Source organism: Flavobacterium yafengii, assembly GCF_030010375.1.
GTDB classification, from domain to species: domain Bacteria; phylum Bacteroidota; class Bacteroidia; order Flavobacteriales; family Flavobacteriaceae; genus Flavobacterium; species Flavobacterium yafengii.
The window spans coordinates 264,510-280,214 of record NZ_JASCRY010000001.1 but is presented as its reverse complement, the minus strand read 5'-3'; the positions used below and the strand labels follow the sequence as shown (position 1 = coordinate 280,214).

Below are 15,705 nucleotides of genomic sequence, written 5' to 3'. Positions count from 1 at the left end.
TAATTATAGTATATCTAAGTCCTCGTTTTGAAAAGAAGTGTTATTTTTGAGGAAGTTTTACAAATAGACCAACTATTAAAAGAGTAATTTCTATAAAAAATCTACTTCAATCTCTTTCTAATACCATGAGCCAGAAAATCCTAAAAAGTATTCAAAATATTCCTGCTACATTCATTGGTAACAACGCTAATTTAGCCGTAGATACGATTGCTATAGACAGCCGTTCTTTGCAAAACGGACCGCAGACTTTGTTTTTTGCATTGGTCGGAGCCAATAATGACGCACATCGATACATCAAGAATTTAATTGCAACTGGCGTTCAGAATTTTGTGGTTACCCATATTCCGGAAGAATGCGAGGGTAAAGCTAATTTCTTTGTTGTCGAAAATACACTAACCGCTTTGCAACAATTTGCGGCAAACTATCGCAGTCTTTTTGACTTCCCTATTATCGGATTGACCGGAAGTAATGGTAAAACGATAGTTAAGGAATGGCTTAATTTTTTATTGAGTCCTGATTATAATGTTATTCGAAGTCCAAAGAGCTACAACTCACAAATTGGCGTACCATTGTCAGTAATTGCAATCAATGAGCAACACAATCTGGGAATTTTTGAAGCAGGAATTTCTACGCATTCTGAAATGGAGAAACTGCAGAAAATAATCAAGCCTACGATTGGGATTCTTACCAGTATTGGTTCTGCACATGATGAAGGTTTTATAAGTTTAGAGAATAAAATAAGAGAGAAAATTACTCTTTTTGAAGATTCAGAAGTGGTTATTTACCAAAAAAACGAAATGGTTGATGCCATTATTTTTCCAAAAACAAATGTGTTTACTTGGAGTTTTGACTCACAAGAAGCGGATGTTTTTGTCTATAATGCAGCGATAAAAAACGACACCACCATCATTCAATACCGATATAAAGGAGATTCATTCGAATTGATAATTCCCTTTCAGGATAAAGCATCTGTTGAAAATGCAATTTCCTGTTTGATGGTTTTATTGTATTTTAAATACGATGAAAAAACCATTCAAAATAGAATGGAATTGTTGTACCCGGTAGAAATGCGTTTGAAAGTCAAGAACGGAATCAACAACTGCAGTATTATTGACGACAGTTACAGTTCCGATTTCCAGTCGTTGAAAATAGCGTTGGATTTTCTCGAAAGTCAAAAACAATACAAGAAGAAAACGGTGATTCTTTCGGATATTTTTCAAAGTGGTTTGTCTAATGACGAATTGTATACCAAAGTTTCCCAGTTGATTGTTTCGAATAAAATAGATCGCGTTATCGGGATTGGAGAAACCATTTCGGCATTCGAAAAGAAGTTTGCCAATTGCATCACCTATAAAAATACAGCCGAGTTTATATCAAAATTCGATGATTTGAATTTTGCCAATGAAACCATTTTAATCAAAGGAGCGAGAACGTTTCAATTTGAAGAAATTGTTTCTTTATTAGAGGAAAAAACACATGAAACTGTTCTGGAAATCAACCTGAATGCGATTAGTTATAACCTGAATTTCTTTAAATCAAAATTGAAGCCGAATGTCAAGATTATGGTGATGGTGAAGGCTTTCGGATATGGAAATGGCGGTTTTGAAATCGCTAAATTACTGGAACATCACAAAGTGGATTATCTGGGTGTGGCTTTCGCCGATGAGGGAATTTCGCTGAAAAGCGCAGGAATTCATTTGCCTATTATGGTTTTAAATCCTGAAACGACCAGTTTTTCTGCGATTATTCAACACCAATTGGAACCTGAAATTTACAGTTTAAAAGGACTCCATGCGTTCCTGAAAATTGCCGAACAAAAGAGTTTAAACCAATTTCCGATACACATCAAACTCGACACGGGAATGCATCGTTTGGGTTTTGAGAACAATACAATTGATGATTTGATTGCGACTTTAAAAGGAAATAAAACCGTTAAAGTAAAAAGTATTTTGTCGCACATGGCGACAAGTGATGACTTGGAATATAAGGATTTTGCACATTCACAAATTGATTTATTCGAAAAATTATCGTCTAAATTGATGGCAGAATTGCAAATAAAACCATTGCGACACATCTTGAATACCTCGGGAATCAGTAATTATCCTAATTCCCAATACGATATGGTTCGGTTGGGCATTGGTCTTTATGGAGTTTCGAATGATGCCGAAGAACAAAAAAAGTTGGAAAATGTGGGTACGCTAAAATCAGTGATTTCACAAATCAGAAGTATTAGTACCGGTGAAAGTGTAGGCTATGGCAGACGATTCATTGCGGAGAAGCCCACAAAAATTGCCACAATTCCTATTGGGTATGCCGATGGAATTTCCAGAAGTTGGGGAAATAGTGTTGGTTTTGTAACGATTAAAAAATCAAAAGCATCGATTGTTGGCAGTATCTGTATGGATATGCTGATGGTTGATGTTACTGACATAGAATGTGCAGAAGGAGATCAGATAATTATTTTTGGCGAAAGCCCAACGGTAACGTATATGGCGCAAAAACTAAACACAATTCCTTATGAAATTCTGACCAGTATTTCCCAACGAGTGAAACGGGTATTTTACAGGGAGTAATTAAATATTGGGTAAAAGACTGTTAATTGTGTTATGATTTTTATTAAATTCGTTTTTGTAAAGATAAATTTTAACCTAAAAAAAATAAATTATGGGATTTTTCAATGATTTTAAAGCTTCTTTAATGAAAGGAGACGTTTTAAGTTTAGCAACTGCAGTAGTTATTGGTGGTGCATTTGGTAAAATTGTTGGGTCTGCTGTTGACGATGTTATTATGCCAATTGTTGGTTTGTTAACAGGCGGAATTGATTTTACCCAAAAATTCGTAACGCTGGACGGGAACAGTTACGAAACGTTAGCTGCTGCCAAAACTGCCGGTGCCGCTGTAATTACATACGGAAACTTGGTTCAGGCGATTATTAATTTCATCATTATTGCGTTCTTTATTTTCGTTGTTTTGAGAGCTGCTGAAAAAGCCAGAAAGAAAGAAGAAGTTGTTGTTGTAGCTGCTCCAGCTGGACCAACTCAAGAAGAATTATTGACTCAGATTAGAGATTTATTGAAAAAATAATTTCCGCTACAGTATATATTCTAACTAAATCGCTTCGTAATTGAGGCGGTTTTTCTTTGGGCTTTTATGAAATAAAATGATACCGCAGATTTGAGACTAACTATTTGTTGCAAATATAACATTTTGTTATTTTTTGTGAAGCCACTTGTTTTGATTTCAATATTACTTACTTTTGTACTTCAAATTTAATATTCAATAATAAAAATATAAGATGAGAATAGCAGTTGTAGGCGCTACCGGAATGGTTGGCGAGGTAATGTTGAAAGTTTTGGCAGAAAGAAATTTCCCCGTAACAGAATTAATTCCGGTTGCTTCTGAGCGATCAGTGGGTAAAGAAATTGAGTACAAGGGTAAAAAATATAAAGTGGTGGGCATGCAAACGGCAGTAGACATGAAAGCAGATATTGCTTTGTTCTCTGCAGGTGGCGACACGTCATTGGAGTGGGCTCCAAAATTTGCGGCAGCAGGAACAACTGTTATCGATAATTCATCGGCTTGGAGAATGGACCCAACCAAAAAATTAATCGTTCCGGAAATCAATGCAACGGAATTGACTGCAGCTGATAAAATCATTGCGAATCCTAACTGTTCTACTATTCAAATGGTATTGGTTTTGGCTCCTTTGCACAGAAAATACAACATCAAACGTGTGATTGTTTCTACCTACCAATCCATCACCGGAACAGGTGTAAAAGCAGTGCAACAATTGGAAAATGAATACGCAGGTGTTCAAGGTGAGATGGCATATAAATATCCAATTCATAGAAATGCGATTCCACAATGTGATTCTTTCGAAGAAAATGGATACACTAAAGAAGAGATGAAACTAGTTCGTGAAACTAAAAAAATCTTAAGTGATAATACAATTGCTGTTACGGCTACTGCAGTTCGTGTACCAATTGTAGGCGGACATAGTGAAGCGGTAAACGTAGAATTCTCGAATGACTTTGACGTAAATGAAGTAAGAAACATTTTGCATCATACCGATGGCGTAGTAGTTCAGGATAATAATGACACGTATACGTACCCAATGCCCATGTATGCACAAGGAAAAGATGACGTTTTTGTAGGTAGAATTCGTCGTGACGAAAGCCAAGAAAACACATTGAATATGTGGATTGTTGCGGATAACTTGAGAAAAGGAGCAGCAACAAACACGATACAAATTGCAGAATATTTAATTGCAGCTAAATTGGTGTAAATCAATTTTTATTTTAAAAATGAAACCATTTGTTTCGCAAAAATATATTTTGTGAGACAAATGGTTTTCTTTTTTCTTGTTTTTGTTACCTTTGGCTCGAATGAAAAAGAATAAACTCATAGTAAGTCTTTCTCTGGTTGTTACAGTATTGTTCTCAATGCTGTTTCAGTCATTGCACACGTATGAGCATTTGGCTAAACAGCTTTCCGAAAAGCAGTGCCACCATAAATACAATGTTACCGGTACAGAGATAACGCACCAGCACCACAAATTAGACCATTGTTATGTTTGTGAATTTGCTTTTGGCAGTTATATAACTCCAAAAGATTTTTCCTACCTATTGTACTCCAGTAGTGAAGAAATCCCTTATTTTTTTACTGCAGCGGAAACGGTTATTTCGTTTTCCGGCAGTTTGTATTCCCTTCGAGGCCCTCCAGTAGATAGTTTAAGCTGAATTCATTTCTGCTTCTGTTGAATTTATTTCAGCACGTCTTACTCTTTTTATTTACTAAATAATTCCGGTCTTGGCTCCTTCTTTTCGTAGAAGGCTGAACAGAGGAATACTACAATCATTTTCAATGAAAAAATTTATCATAGCCCTATTCTTGGGGTTTTCGGCGATGCTTCAAGCGCAAAATACCCTTTCGGGAACCGTAACTGATTTAAAAAACCAACCCATAAAGGGCGTTTCAGTCTATGCATCAGAATTGCATAAAGGAACCACAACAGATGAAAACGGAAAATACAGATTTTCCAATCTTCCAAATAGAAACTTAAAAATCAGCTTTACGTTCGTAGGATTTGCAACTCAAAATAAAACCATAAACAGTCTTCAAAAAGAAAACACACTTGATATTGTCCTTGAAGAAGCAATTTTCGAAATGGACGAGGTAATCGTCTCTACGGCTTTCAATAAAATTCAATCGCAAAACGTGATGAAAGTGGAGCACGAAAGCATCAAAAATTTACAACGAAAAGGAACCGCCACTTTGATTGAAGGATTGGCAACTATTCCTGGAGTTTCTCAGGTTTCTACCGGAACATCTATTGGGAAACCGGTAATTCGTGGTTTGAGCGGCAATCGTGTTTTGGTGTATTCGCAAGGCGTTCGAATAGAAAATCAACAGTTTGGTGACGAACACGGTTTGGGATTGAACGACTCAGGAATAGAGAGCGTTGAGGTGATTAAAGGCCCCGCTTCTTTGTTGTATGGTTCCGATGCTTTGGGTGGTGTTTTGTATTTTAACCCAGAAAAATTTGCTGATGCGAATACTTTTAAAGCGAACTTTAGTCAAAAATATTTCTCGAATACCGCCGGAAGCAGTTCTTCTTTGGGTTTGAAAACATCTACAGACAACTGGAAATTCATGGCTCGTGGAAGTTACAATACGCATTCTGATTATAAAATTGCAGATGGCGAACGAGTGACAAATACCCGTTACAATGAAACCGATTTCAAAACAGGAATTGGCTATAGCAATGCAAAATTTTCAAGTGTATTGCGTTACAATTACAATGAATTGGATTTAGGAATTCCGGAAGATGGCATAGCAGATCAAACGACAAGTAAGAAAACCGGATTTCCAAAACAAGGTGTTTTTAATCATTTATTGAGTTTAAACAATGTTTTCTTTTTCGAAAAATCAAAACTGGATCTTGATTTGGGTTATGTTGCCAATGATCGAAGTGAGTTTGAAGACAGCAATGTGGCCGTTTTACATATGAAATTGAAGACTTTCAATTACAACGCAAAATACCATTTGCCAAAAATGGGAAAAATAGAAACCATAGTGGGAGTTCAAGGAATGTACCAAACCAATACGAATTCAGGAGAGGAATATTTAATTCCGGATGCGGTTACGAATGATTTTGGTGTTTTTGGAACGGCTAATTATGAGTGGAATTCTAATGTGTTGCAAGCTGGATTGCGTTTCGACAATAGAAATATTACTACGGATGCACAAGGAATTGCAGGTGAAGAAGGTTCTTTTGAAGCCATCGATAAATCATACGACAGTTTTAATGCGTCGTTGGGTTATAAAACCAATCTTGCCGATGATTTGACGTTGCGTTTGAACGTTGCTACTGGTTTTAGAGCGCCAAATCTTGCTGAGTTAACTTCTAATGGAGTGCATGAAGGAACGAATCGCTATGAAGTAGGAAACAGCGATTTAGAAACCGAGCAAAACGTGCAAACGGATTTAAATTTAGAATATAAAACGGATCATTTTGAGTTTTTTGTAAACGGATTTTACAATCACATCAACAATTATATCTACACTTCGCCAACAGGAGCAGTGATTGACGAGAATGCTGTTTTCGATTATATTCAGAATAACGCCAAATTATACGGAGGCGAAATCGGATTGCATTTTCACCCGCATCCATTGGATTGGTTGCATTTTGAAACGAGTTTTGAAACCGTAACAGGCGAAAAACAAAATGGAGATTACTTGCCGTTAATCCCGGCTAACAATTGGAACAACACCATTAGAACCGAATTTAAAGTAAAAAACTGGTTGGAAGATGGTTTTGCGACTTTAAACGTTTCCAGTACATTCAATCAAAAAAATGTAAGTGGATTTGAAACAGAATCGAATGGGTATAACTTGGTGAATTTAGGTTTTGGCGGAACAGTAAAACTGGGTAAAACCGCTTTTGACGTCAATATCAACGGGAATAATTTATTTGATAAAAGATACATTGCACACCTTTCTCGTTTAAAAACGGATGGTATTCCAAACATTGGAAGAAACATCGTTTTTGGTGTGAATTTTAATTTGTAATTCATTTGCTTGAGCAAAAAACCAAAAAAACGCTATTCGAAAGAGTAGCGTTTTTTTTGGTTTTTAAGTACTGGGCACGAATTTTTAATTTTTTGACAGATGAATGTTAATCGTGATTGAATAAATCTAAATAATCTTTAAAAACATATAACTTGTTTCGTTGTGCTCCAGATATTTCTTTTATGACATCCAGTCGCTCTAAATCTGCCAAAAGTTTATAAGCTGTAACTGATGACTTTTGTAATAGTTCTTCCACTTTTGTTACCTCAATTATAGGCTGAGTATAGAGGTAATCTACTACTTTTCGTGCGTCCATATTGCGATTTCCCAATGACTTTAATTTTTCTTCTAAACTTTTTTGCAGTTGCAAAATGCCATCAAAAGTAGTTACCCCTTTTTTTGCAGTTTCAATAATACCGGTTAAGAAAAATTTTAACCATTGGTTAATGTCGTTGTGGGTTCTGGTTCGCATTAGATTATCATAATATAATATTCTGTTTTTTTCAAAAAAATCAGAAAGATATAAAATGGGTTGTTTTAGGATTCCCTTGCTGACTAAATATATGGTTATAAGTAATCTGCCAACTCTACCGTTTCCATCTAAAAAAGGGTGAATAGTCTCGAATTGATAATGTATAATTGCAATTTTTATTAAATCAGGCAGTGGTGATATTTCATCGTTTGCAAATATTTCAAGATCTGAAATTAACTCATTAATACTAGAGTGAATGGGAGGAATAAAGGCTGCGTCACTAATACTGGCTCCTCCAATCCAGTTTTGGCTAGTTCGATATTCTCCAGGTAATTTGTGTTCGCCACGTACACCCTGCAAAAGTATCTTATGTGTTTGTTTTATAAGTCGGGATGAAAAAGGAAGTAGGTGTAATAGTTTAACCGCTTCATTCATTGCACTGATATAGTTTTGTACCTCTTCCCAGTCGTCTCTTTTTTCATAAGCGATTTCTTCTTTGCTTAAAAAAGCTTCTTCCATATTGGTTTGAGTACCTTCAATTTTTGAAGATTGAGTAGCTTCTTTGGCGATATGCATTCTAATAAACAAGTCAATGTTTACGCATTCTGAATACATATCTAATCTGCCTAAATGTCTGTCGGCTTTACTTAGTAGGCGAATAACTTCCATATCATTCAATATCCAGTCTCTGTGAATGGTGTTGGGTTGAAAGCTTTTGTAATATCCTTGATTGATATATTTGCCAGAAGTAAATTTTTCCATTTTGATGATTTAAAAACTTAAACAAATGTATTCTTATTTAAGTAAATCGACAAAAAACTTAAATAACTTTTTCTTTATTTAAGTAAATCGACAAAAAGCTTAAATAAGGAATAAATAATTTAAGTAAATGAAAGAGAATCTTAATTAGTGTTTTTGAACTTAAAAAAATATTTTATAAAATCACATTTCTCTAAACACCAGTTTTTTTGGTTTTATTTAAGACTTTCCCACCTTTACAACACTAACTATTTCCCTATTTTTGTAACAACCTAAAACAGAATCTAATGAAAAAAACTTTTTTAATAATGGCTGTATCTTCTGCAATGGCGACTTTTGGCCAAAACCAAAAACCGGTAACCTATCCTACTACGAGTAAAGGGGAAACCGTTGATGTATATTTCGACACTAAACTTCCGGATCCGTACCGCTGGCTCGAAGACGACAAATCTGCTGAAACCGGTGCATGGGTAAAAGCCCAAAACGAAGTGACGTATGGTTATTTATCCCAAATTCCGTTTCGTGATGCGTTAAAAGCAAGAATGGAAAAACTGTGGAATTATGAGAAAATAGGAGCGCCTTTCAAAGAAGGAGATTTTACGTATTACTATAAAAATAACGGTTTGCAAAACCAATCGGTGTTGTATAGAAAAGACGCCAAAGGAACCGAAACTGTGTTCTTGGACCCCAATACATTTTCTAAAGACGGAACCACTTCGCTTGGCGGATTGGATTTCTCCAAAGACGGTTCTAAAGTGGCATATGCCATTTCAGAAGGTGGAAGCGACTGGAGAAAAGTCATTATTATGGATGCCATTACCCAAAAAATAATTGAAGACACTATTGTCGATGTAAAATTCAGCGGTGTGTCTTGGAAAGGAAACGAAGGATTCTACTATTCCAGTTATGACAAACCAAAAGGAAGCGAATTATCGGCAAAAACCGACCAACATAAACTGTATTTCCATAAGTTAGGAACCGCACAAAAGGATGATAAAGTAATTTTTGGTGCCGACCAAAAACGCCGTTATGTAGGCGGTGGCGTGACCGAAGATGATCATTATTTGGTTATCACAGCGTCTAATTCTACGTACGGAAACGAATTGTACATCAAAGATTTGACAAAAGCGAACAGTCCTATTGTGACTATTGTGGATAATTTCAAGAGCGACAACAACATCATCGAAAACGAAGGCGGAAAATTATTCATAGAAACCGACTTGAATGCGCCCAACAAACGCATCGTTACCGTGGATGTCAACAACCCGAAACCGGAAAACTGGAAAGACTTTATTGCAGAGACTGAGAATGTGTTGTCTCCATCAACAGGTGGCGGATATTTCTTTGCTAATTATATGAAAGATGCTGTTTCGGTGGTGAAACAATACGATTATTCCGGGAAATTGGTACGTGAAATAAAATTGCCGGGCGTAGGAACTGCAGGTGGTTTTGGCGGAAAGAAAAAAGAGAAAACATTGTATTATTCCTTCACGAATTACATTACTCCGGGTTCTACTTTTTCATTCGAACCACAAACCGGAACTTCGGCGGTGTATCAAAAACCAAAAGTAGATTTTAATAGCGAGCAATACGAGTCCAAACAAGTGTTTTATACGTCCAAAGACGGAACCAAAATCCCAATGATTATCACCCATAAAAAAGGATTGAAACTCGATGGGACAAACCCAACGATGCTGTATGGTTACGGAGGATTTAACGTGAGTTTGACACCAAGTTTCAGCATTGCCAATGCCGTTTGGATGGAAAACGGAGGCGTTTATGCCGTGCCTAATTTACGTGGTGGTGGCGAATACGGAAAAAAATGGCACGATGCCGGAACCAAAATGCAAAAACAAAATGTATTTGATGATTTCATCGCAGCGGCTGAATACCTGATTGCTCAGAAATATACGTCTTCACAATACCTAGCCATTCGTGGTGGGTCAAACGGAGGATTGCTAGTAGGTGCTACCATGACGCAACGTCCGGAGTTGATGCGAGTTGCTTTGCCGGCGGTGGGCGTGATGGACATGTTACGCTACCATACCTTTACCGCAGGAGCAGGTTGGGCGTATGATTACGGAACGGCGCAGGACAGCAAGGAAATGTTCAACTACATCAAAGGGTATTCTCCCGTACACAACATAAAAAAAGGGATTCAATATCCGGCAACCATGGTCACTACGGGCGATCACGATGATAGAGTAGTGCCGGCGCACAGTTTCAAGTTTGCTGCCGAATTACAGGAAAAACAAACCGGAACAAACCCAACCCTAATCCGTATTGATATCAATGCAGGACACGGCGCCGGAAAATCCGTGGCGGCAACCATTCAGGAAAATGTCGATATTCAGGCCTTTACCTTATTCAACATGGGAGTCGTGTTATTGCCATAGTTGGACTAACAGGATTTATTCTGAATTTATTTTAGGAGCTGTTTCCTGCTGTACACTGTATCTTTTCCTCCGCCGAAAATGGCGGAAGGAAAAGGATGCCGTTCCCATCAGGGCTAGGGCATTGGATTTTCCAGACGATTGTCATTGCGAGGAGTTGCGAGGTACGCGGCAAAGCAATCACATCACAAATTGATAAGAAATTCAAAAAAACGCTATTCGAAAGAGTAGCGTTTTTTTGTGGAATGAATTTACTTATCAAAAAATCAAGTTGAAAACTAAAAATTAATGTGGACAATTGTAAGCAGGTCAATTGTCCACGCAAAACTATTTTTATAGGTTATGAATATTAAGGAAAAATTTGGATTTAAAGTCAAACAATTACGAGAACAAAAAAGCTTCTCAATTGAATATTTGGCCAATATATCAAATGTAGACAGAACCTATATTTTCTCTTCAAAGGATAATTTTAAATATTTATATTTGTTAGAAATCAAAATCACTTAGTTATGGACAAGAATTCTAACAAACATAAAAACTATGAAATCTTAAATTTAATTGGCTATGGCCTTTCTAAATTTAATGATGGTTTTATTCAGGAATTTGGTTTTAAAACAAAGACTTCTTTCTATCAATATTTTGTTGATTTGGGAATTGCAGATACAACGGGAACAGTAAAAAACAGAATGGATTTATTTGATCAGTTTTTTCCAGAAAACGGGAGAAAAGGATGGTGGCAAAAAGGAGATGCTTACATACATCGGAAACTGCTAATTGATTCTTTATTTGGAACTGAAAATGTAATTGGGTTTTCCAATATTGTAAAATTATATTTAAAAGAAAATCTAAATATCGAAAGCATTGCTGTTTCCGTTAATCCGATAGTTAGATCAAGATTCAAACGATTACAGGAAACGGGCCTTGAAGCCGAATTATATTTCTTAAATAATTATAATATAATAGAAACTTTTAAACACGGAATAATTGAAGATGCAAGATTATTTGGTGACGGTTATGATTTTCAAATAAATGTAAATGACAGTTATTATTTATCTGAAGTTAAAGGCATTAGAGAAAAAAAAGGCAAATTCAGATTGACTGAAAAAGAATATCTTAAAGCGATGGAATATAAAAATGATTACATCATTACCTTAGTACTAAACCTTAACGATTTGCCAACTTTTAAAACAATTGAGAATCCAATTAAAAATCTAAATTTTGTTGAAAGAATCATAAATTCAAAGAAAACTAAAGAATACCATTTAATTAGAGAAATATGTTGAAATTATTAAAAAAAACACATGATAGATTATTCAATATTAAATATCCCCACTGTTCTTAATCCACCTATTATACTTAAAGATATTATTTATAATTGTCCTGTTTGTGATTATGATATTGATATTGATATGATTGTAGATAACAATAGTTTTATAAGATGTGAAAATTGTGACCACAAAATCAAACTTAAAATTATAAAAATTTAACTGCTATTGTCGAGTTACTTATGTGATCTCTCCTTCGTCGAGATGACAAAGGTACTGGGTTAAAGCGGCGCAATACGTGCGTCTTGTCATTTCGACGCAGGAGGAATCACATAATAGGTTTACGCTTTTTGATCTAGAAAACGGATAATACTAATGACAAAAAAAGTAATATTTAAGTTAGTAATTGCTTTTATTTCAAGGAGCTAAGTAAGAATGAATTCTACTACTATTGTCGAGTTACTTGTGTGATCTCTCCTTTGTCGAGATGACAAAGGTACTGGTTAAAAGGGACGTAATAGGTACAATTTGTCATTCCGACGCAGGAGGAATCACACAATATGAGGACTCTTTTGATCTTGAAAATGTATAAAAAGAATGAATTTCGGGGATTAATTATAGCGGTTTATAGCTTCGTCTTAGAGTCTATGAGACCTTAGGAATAACTTAAACAACAAGAGTCATGATTGAATTTACAGAAGGCTATCATACCTATTATGTTTACATTATTACTAATAAGTATCGGACAACGTTTTATACTGGAATGACTAATAATCTTAAAGTGAGAGTACAACAACACGAGCAAAATATTATTAATGGGAACAAAACTTTCGCATCAAAATATAATATTGAGTTTCTAGTTTATTATGAAAAGTTTACTTGGGTTCAACTCGCCATTGCGAGAGAAAAAGAAATCAAGGGTTGGCGAAGAGATAAGAAATTAGATTTGATACGTTCCTTCAATCACAATTTTGAATTTTTGAATCCCTATTTTATAAAGGATAATGAGATTCCTCCTTCGTCGGAATGACAAAAAAAGAACTGCTCTAGTAATATAAAAAATCTAGAAGATTGCGTCACTAAAATCCAATCTGAAATTATTTCGAGACAAAATCAAAAAAGTGAATTCTAAACTTCAAACTTTAAACTCCAAACTTGAATCCAATCCCTTCCTTAAATCCACTTTTTCGCTCTTTTATTTTCACAATGTTTTATTAATTGGCTCGGTTTTTCATACTGCAATCGGTAAATTTGAAAGACAACATTAAATAAATAAAAACATGACAGTACAAATCAACACAGACAACAATGTAGAAGGACACGCACGTTTGAAAGCGTATATTGCGGAGGAATTAGGAACAGCTTTGGCACGTTTTGAAGATAAAATAACCCGTTTAGAAGTACATCTTGCAGACGAAAACAGTGATAAATTCGGAATCAACGACAAACGATGCCTTATCGAAGCCAGACCGGTGAATATGCAACCCGTTGCAGTTACCAATCATGCCGATACTACCGAAAAAGCCTTTCACGGTGCCTTAGACAAAATTAAAAAAGTGTTGGATACCGCTTTCGAAAAACAGAAAGCGTACTAAATAGTTGCCTTTTGGCAAACAAAAAAATGACACTGTCTAAATAAGATAGTGTCATTTTTTTGTTAGTTATTCTCTGGAGAAAGAGATTGTCTTTTATTTGTCAAACAGTAAGGTTGCTAATGCCTCATCTCTTTTATAGACATCTTCATAGAAATGAACCACGCCGTCCGCATCTACCCACGCGGTAAAATAACCGATGTACACCGGAATTTTGTTTTTAAGCGTATACCAATATTCTTCTCCGCTGTTCATGGCAGTTTCTATTTTTTCAGGATTCCATTTTTTATCGTTCTTCATAATCATGGCAGCAAGTTCTTTTGGCTTGGCTACACGAATACAACCGTGGCTAAAAGCTCGATCTTCTTTACCAAATAAACTTTTGGATGGCGTATCGTGCAAATAAATCGCATTCGAATTGGGGAATAAAAACTTCACTAATCCCAATGAATTTTCAGGTCCGGGTCTTTGTCTTACGTTGCTGTCTTTCCATTCCATGTCGTGTTCTGCCAAGTAGTTTGGATTCTTCTCAATGGCAGGAAGAATTTCTTTCTTAAGGATACTGGTGGGCACATTCCAATACGGTCTAAAAACAATAAACTTCATTGGGGCACTAAAAATTACCGTTTTATGCATGGCTTTTCCCACCACAACTTTAGAGCGTAATTCCGGTTTTCCGTCTCTGAAAAAAGTAAGTTCATAGGCTGGAATATTCACTACAATTAATTCCTTGGATTTGGTGATGTCATTCGAAATCCATCTGCAACGTTCCATATTGACCATAACAGTTTTGATACGATCCGCAACAGAAACATTCATGTAGTTGATATGTTCCGGAAGAATCGTTTTGTTCAAGAGATTACCACTTCTCTTTTTAAATTTCAAAATTCCGGTTGCTAATTCGTCATCATACACGGCGCTTTTAGAATCTCGGGAAAGATCATCTGTTATAAATAGACGGGTTCTGATTTGCGCAATGGCTGTGGCGCTATCGCCAGGTTTATACGATTTGATATTTGGATCCAGTGCAATGGTTTTCCAACCGCCTTTTTTTTCTATTTTACGGTATTCCTGCAAGACATCTTTAAGCAGGTAATACTGTTTCAATACTCCTTTTTCTTCTTTGTTGATTAACGAAGGATTGATTAACAACGAATCTAAATAATTGACATACGATTGTCTTTTTCGAGGCAAAAACCATCCTAAATCTTTCGATTTTTGAGTGCTGATACCATCGTATACTTTATCTGCATAAAAAAAGTATAACGCAGAACTCAATAACTCGGTGTCAATACTTGCTTTTTGATTGTCCTCTGGATTATCATAGACATCATCTAATTTTTCCTTGTACGGAATCACGGTTTCAACTCCTTCTTGAGTCAAATTATTCACTTTATTGTATAGCAAACCTGCAAATTCATTGAGGCCATCCTTGTCAAACCAGATGTAATGAAATTGATGCTTGCGGTATAATTGCTCTACGTCGCCTTGGTAGCTTTTCAGTTTTGGATATTTTCCAAAGAAGGTTTTGATTTGTGTGCTGTCAAAAGCAATTTCAACGGTATTTAAACTTGTTTCCTTTTTAGCTTCCTTTCCTTCTTTCTTTTTACAGGAAACGATGGTGAGTAATAGTGTAAAAACAACAATTAGTATGGGGGAAAATAACTTTTTCATAGGGTAACTTTTAATTCGTAAAGAATTCATTTAGGGCATTACAAAAATACGTCAAATCACGTATGCTACTACCAGTGCTGAACGGGCTGTGTTTTTCAAGGTTGAAATCGCATCCTTAATTTAACGGCATAAGTGAAGGTAAAATATTTTATAAGTATCTATAAATAAATTAGTTATGATTTTATTTTTGTTTTCTAAATAAAATATTTTTGTCCAATAAACTTTTAAAAATCCAAAAATTATGAAAAAAATAGTACTACTTGATGTAACTATTTTGCTGTTTTTATCCTTTATTTCAGTAGAGTAAGGTATTAATTTAGAGTAAAGTAACTGTTTTTTGAGCGTGTTGTAGCTCGCAAGTATTCCAGATGATTTCCAGATTTTTCATTATAAATGGTGCTCCGCTCGAACTGACACACGAGAACTAGAATTGTAATTTGTAGTTTCAAATCAGCAGGAGAACCAGTTTTTATGCTACC

The 15,705-nt window shown here is 35.6% G+C and carries 11 protein-coding genes; 9 read left to right on the top strand and 2 right to left on the bottom strand.

The window, feature by feature from the left end:
- Window positions 1-125 precede the first annotated feature (125 nt).
- The 5 genes from QLS97_RS01185 to QLS97_RS01165 all read left to right on the top strand — a co-directional run bounded on the left by QLS97_RS01185 (window position 126) and on the right by QLS97_RS01165 (window position 7,071).
- A complete protein-coding gene (locus QLS97_RS01185) occupies window positions 126-2,573 on the top strand; it encodes a bifunctional UDP-N-acetylmuramoyl-tripeptide:D-alanyl-D-alanine ligase/alanine racemase (protein WP_282713864.1) in 2,448 nt (815 codons plus the stop codon).
- 91 nt (window positions 2,574-2,664) lie between these two features.
- A complete protein-coding gene (mscL, locus tag QLS97_RS01180) occupies window positions 2,665-3,084 on the top strand; it encodes a large conductance mechanosensitive channel protein MscL (protein WP_282713863.1) in 420 nt (139 codons plus the stop codon).
- A gap of 211 nt (window positions 3,085-3,295) precedes the next feature.
- Window positions 3,296-4,285 carry an aspartate-semialdehyde dehydrogenase gene (locus QLS97_RS01175; RefSeq protein WP_282713862.1) on the top strand — a complete coding sequence of 330 codons (990 nt, stop codon included), beginning with the start codon at window positions 3,296-3,298 and terminating at the stop codon, window positions 4,283-4,285.
- Between the two features lie 100 nt (window positions 4,286-4,385).
- A complete protein-coding gene (locus QLS97_RS01170) occupies window positions 4,386-4,739 on the top strand; it encodes a hypothetical protein (RefSeq protein ID WP_282713861.1) in 354 nt (117 codons plus the stop codon).
- Window positions 4,740-4,863: 124 nt separating this feature from the next.
- Window positions 4,864-7,071: a TonB-dependent receptor gene (locus QLS97_RS01165; RefSeq protein ID WP_282713860.1), complete on the top strand. Its 2,208-nt coding sequence runs from the start codon at window positions 4,864-4,866 to the stop codon at window positions 7,069-7,071.
- 106 nt (window positions 7,072-7,177) lie between these two features.
- Here the strand turns inward: QLS97_RS01165 and QLS97_RS01160 are convergent, their stop codons facing one another.
- Complete coding sequence (locus QLS97_RS01160) at window positions 7,178-8,305, bottom strand: Fic family protein (protein ID WP_282713859.1); 1,128 nt, start codon at window positions 8,303-8,305, stop codon at window positions 7,178-7,180.
- 305 nt (window positions 8,306-8,610) lie between these two features.
- Between QLS97_RS01160 and QLS97_RS01155 the strand changes: the two genes are divergently transcribed.
- From QLS97_RS01155 to QLS97_RS01140, 4 genes are all read left to right on the top strand, one after another.
- Window positions 8,611-10,698, top strand: coding sequence for a prolyl oligopeptidase family serine peptidase (locus QLS97_RS01155; RefSeq protein ID WP_428831778.1), 2,088 nt, complete (start codon window positions 8,611-8,613; stop codon window positions 10,696-10,698).
- Window positions 10,699-11,204: 506 nt separating this feature from the next.
- On the top strand, window positions 11,205-11,978 hold the full coding sequence (locus QLS97_RS01150) for a protein NO VEIN domain-containing protein (RefSeq protein ID WP_282713857.1): 774 nt from the start codon (window positions 11,205-11,207) through the stop codon (window positions 11,976-11,978).
- Window positions 11,979-12,642: 664 nt separating this feature from the next.
- Window positions 12,643-12,990 carry a GIY-YIG nuclease family protein gene (locus tag QLS97_RS01145; RefSeq protein ID WP_282713856.1) on the top strand — a complete coding sequence of 116 codons (348 nt, stop codon included), beginning with the start codon at window positions 12,643-12,645 and terminating at the stop codon, window positions 12,988-12,990.
- Between the two features lie 250 nt (window positions 12,991-13,240).
- Complete coding sequence (locus QLS97_RS01140) at window positions 13,241-13,555, top strand: HPF/RaiA family ribosome-associated protein (RefSeq protein WP_282713855.1); 315 nt, start codon at window positions 13,241-13,243, stop codon at window positions 13,553-13,555.
- Between the two features lie 93 nt (window positions 13,556-13,648).
- On the opposite strand, the gene QLS97_RS01135 is transcribed toward QLS97_RS01140, so the two are convergent.
- The gene (locus QLS97_RS01135; RefSeq protein ID WP_282713854.1) at window positions 13,649-15,226 is read right to left on the bottom strand and encodes a L,D-transpeptidase family protein; all 1,578 of its coding nucleotides are present in this window, start codon (window positions 15,224-15,226) and stop codon (window positions 13,649-13,651) included.
- Window positions 15,227-15,705 lie beyond the last annotated feature (479 nt).

Bases quoted from the DNA above. Each gene is read 5' to 3' on its own strand.
- QLS97_RS01155 (WP_428831778.1), top strand. From the start codon at position 8,611: ATGGCTGTATCTTCTGCAATGGCGACTTTTGGCCAAAACCAAAAACCG.
- QLS97_RS01170 (WP_282713861.1), top strand. From the start codon at position 4,386: ATGAAAAAGAATAAACTCATAGTAAGTCTTTCTCTGGTTGTTACAGTA.
- mscL (WP_282713863.1), top strand. From the start codon at position 2,665: ATGGGATTTTTCAATGATTTTAAAGCTTCTTTAATGAAAGGAGACGTT.
- QLS97_RS01165 (WP_282713860.1), top strand. From the start codon at position 4,864: ATGAAAAAATTTATCATAGCCCTATTCTTGGGGTTTTCGGCGATGCTT.
- QLS97_RS01185 (WP_282713864.1), top strand. From the start codon at position 126: ATGAGCCAGAAAATCCTAAAAAGTATTCAAAATATTCCTGCTACATTC.
- QLS97_RS01135 (WP_282713854.1), bottom strand. From the start codon at position 15,226: ATGAAAAAGTTATTTTCCCCCATACTAATTGTTGTTTTTACACTATTA.
- QLS97_RS01145 (WP_282713856.1), top strand. From the start codon at position 12,643: ATGATTGAATTTACAGAAGGCTATCATACCTATTATGTTTACATTATT.
- QLS97_RS01140 (WP_282713855.1), top strand. From the start codon at position 13,241: ATGACAGTACAAATCAACACAGACAACAATGTAGAAGGACACGCACGT.
- QLS97_RS01175 (WP_282713862.1), top strand. From the start codon at position 3,296: ATGAGAATAGCAGTTGTAGGCGCTACCGGAATGGTTGGCGAGGTAATG.
- QLS97_RS01160 (WP_282713859.1), bottom strand. From the start codon at position 8,305: ATGGAAAAATTTACTTCTGGCAAATATATCAATCAAGGATATTACAAA.
- QLS97_RS01150 (WP_282713857.1), top strand. From the start codon at position 11,205: ATGGACAAGAATTCTAACAAACATAAAAACTATGAAATCTTAAATTTA.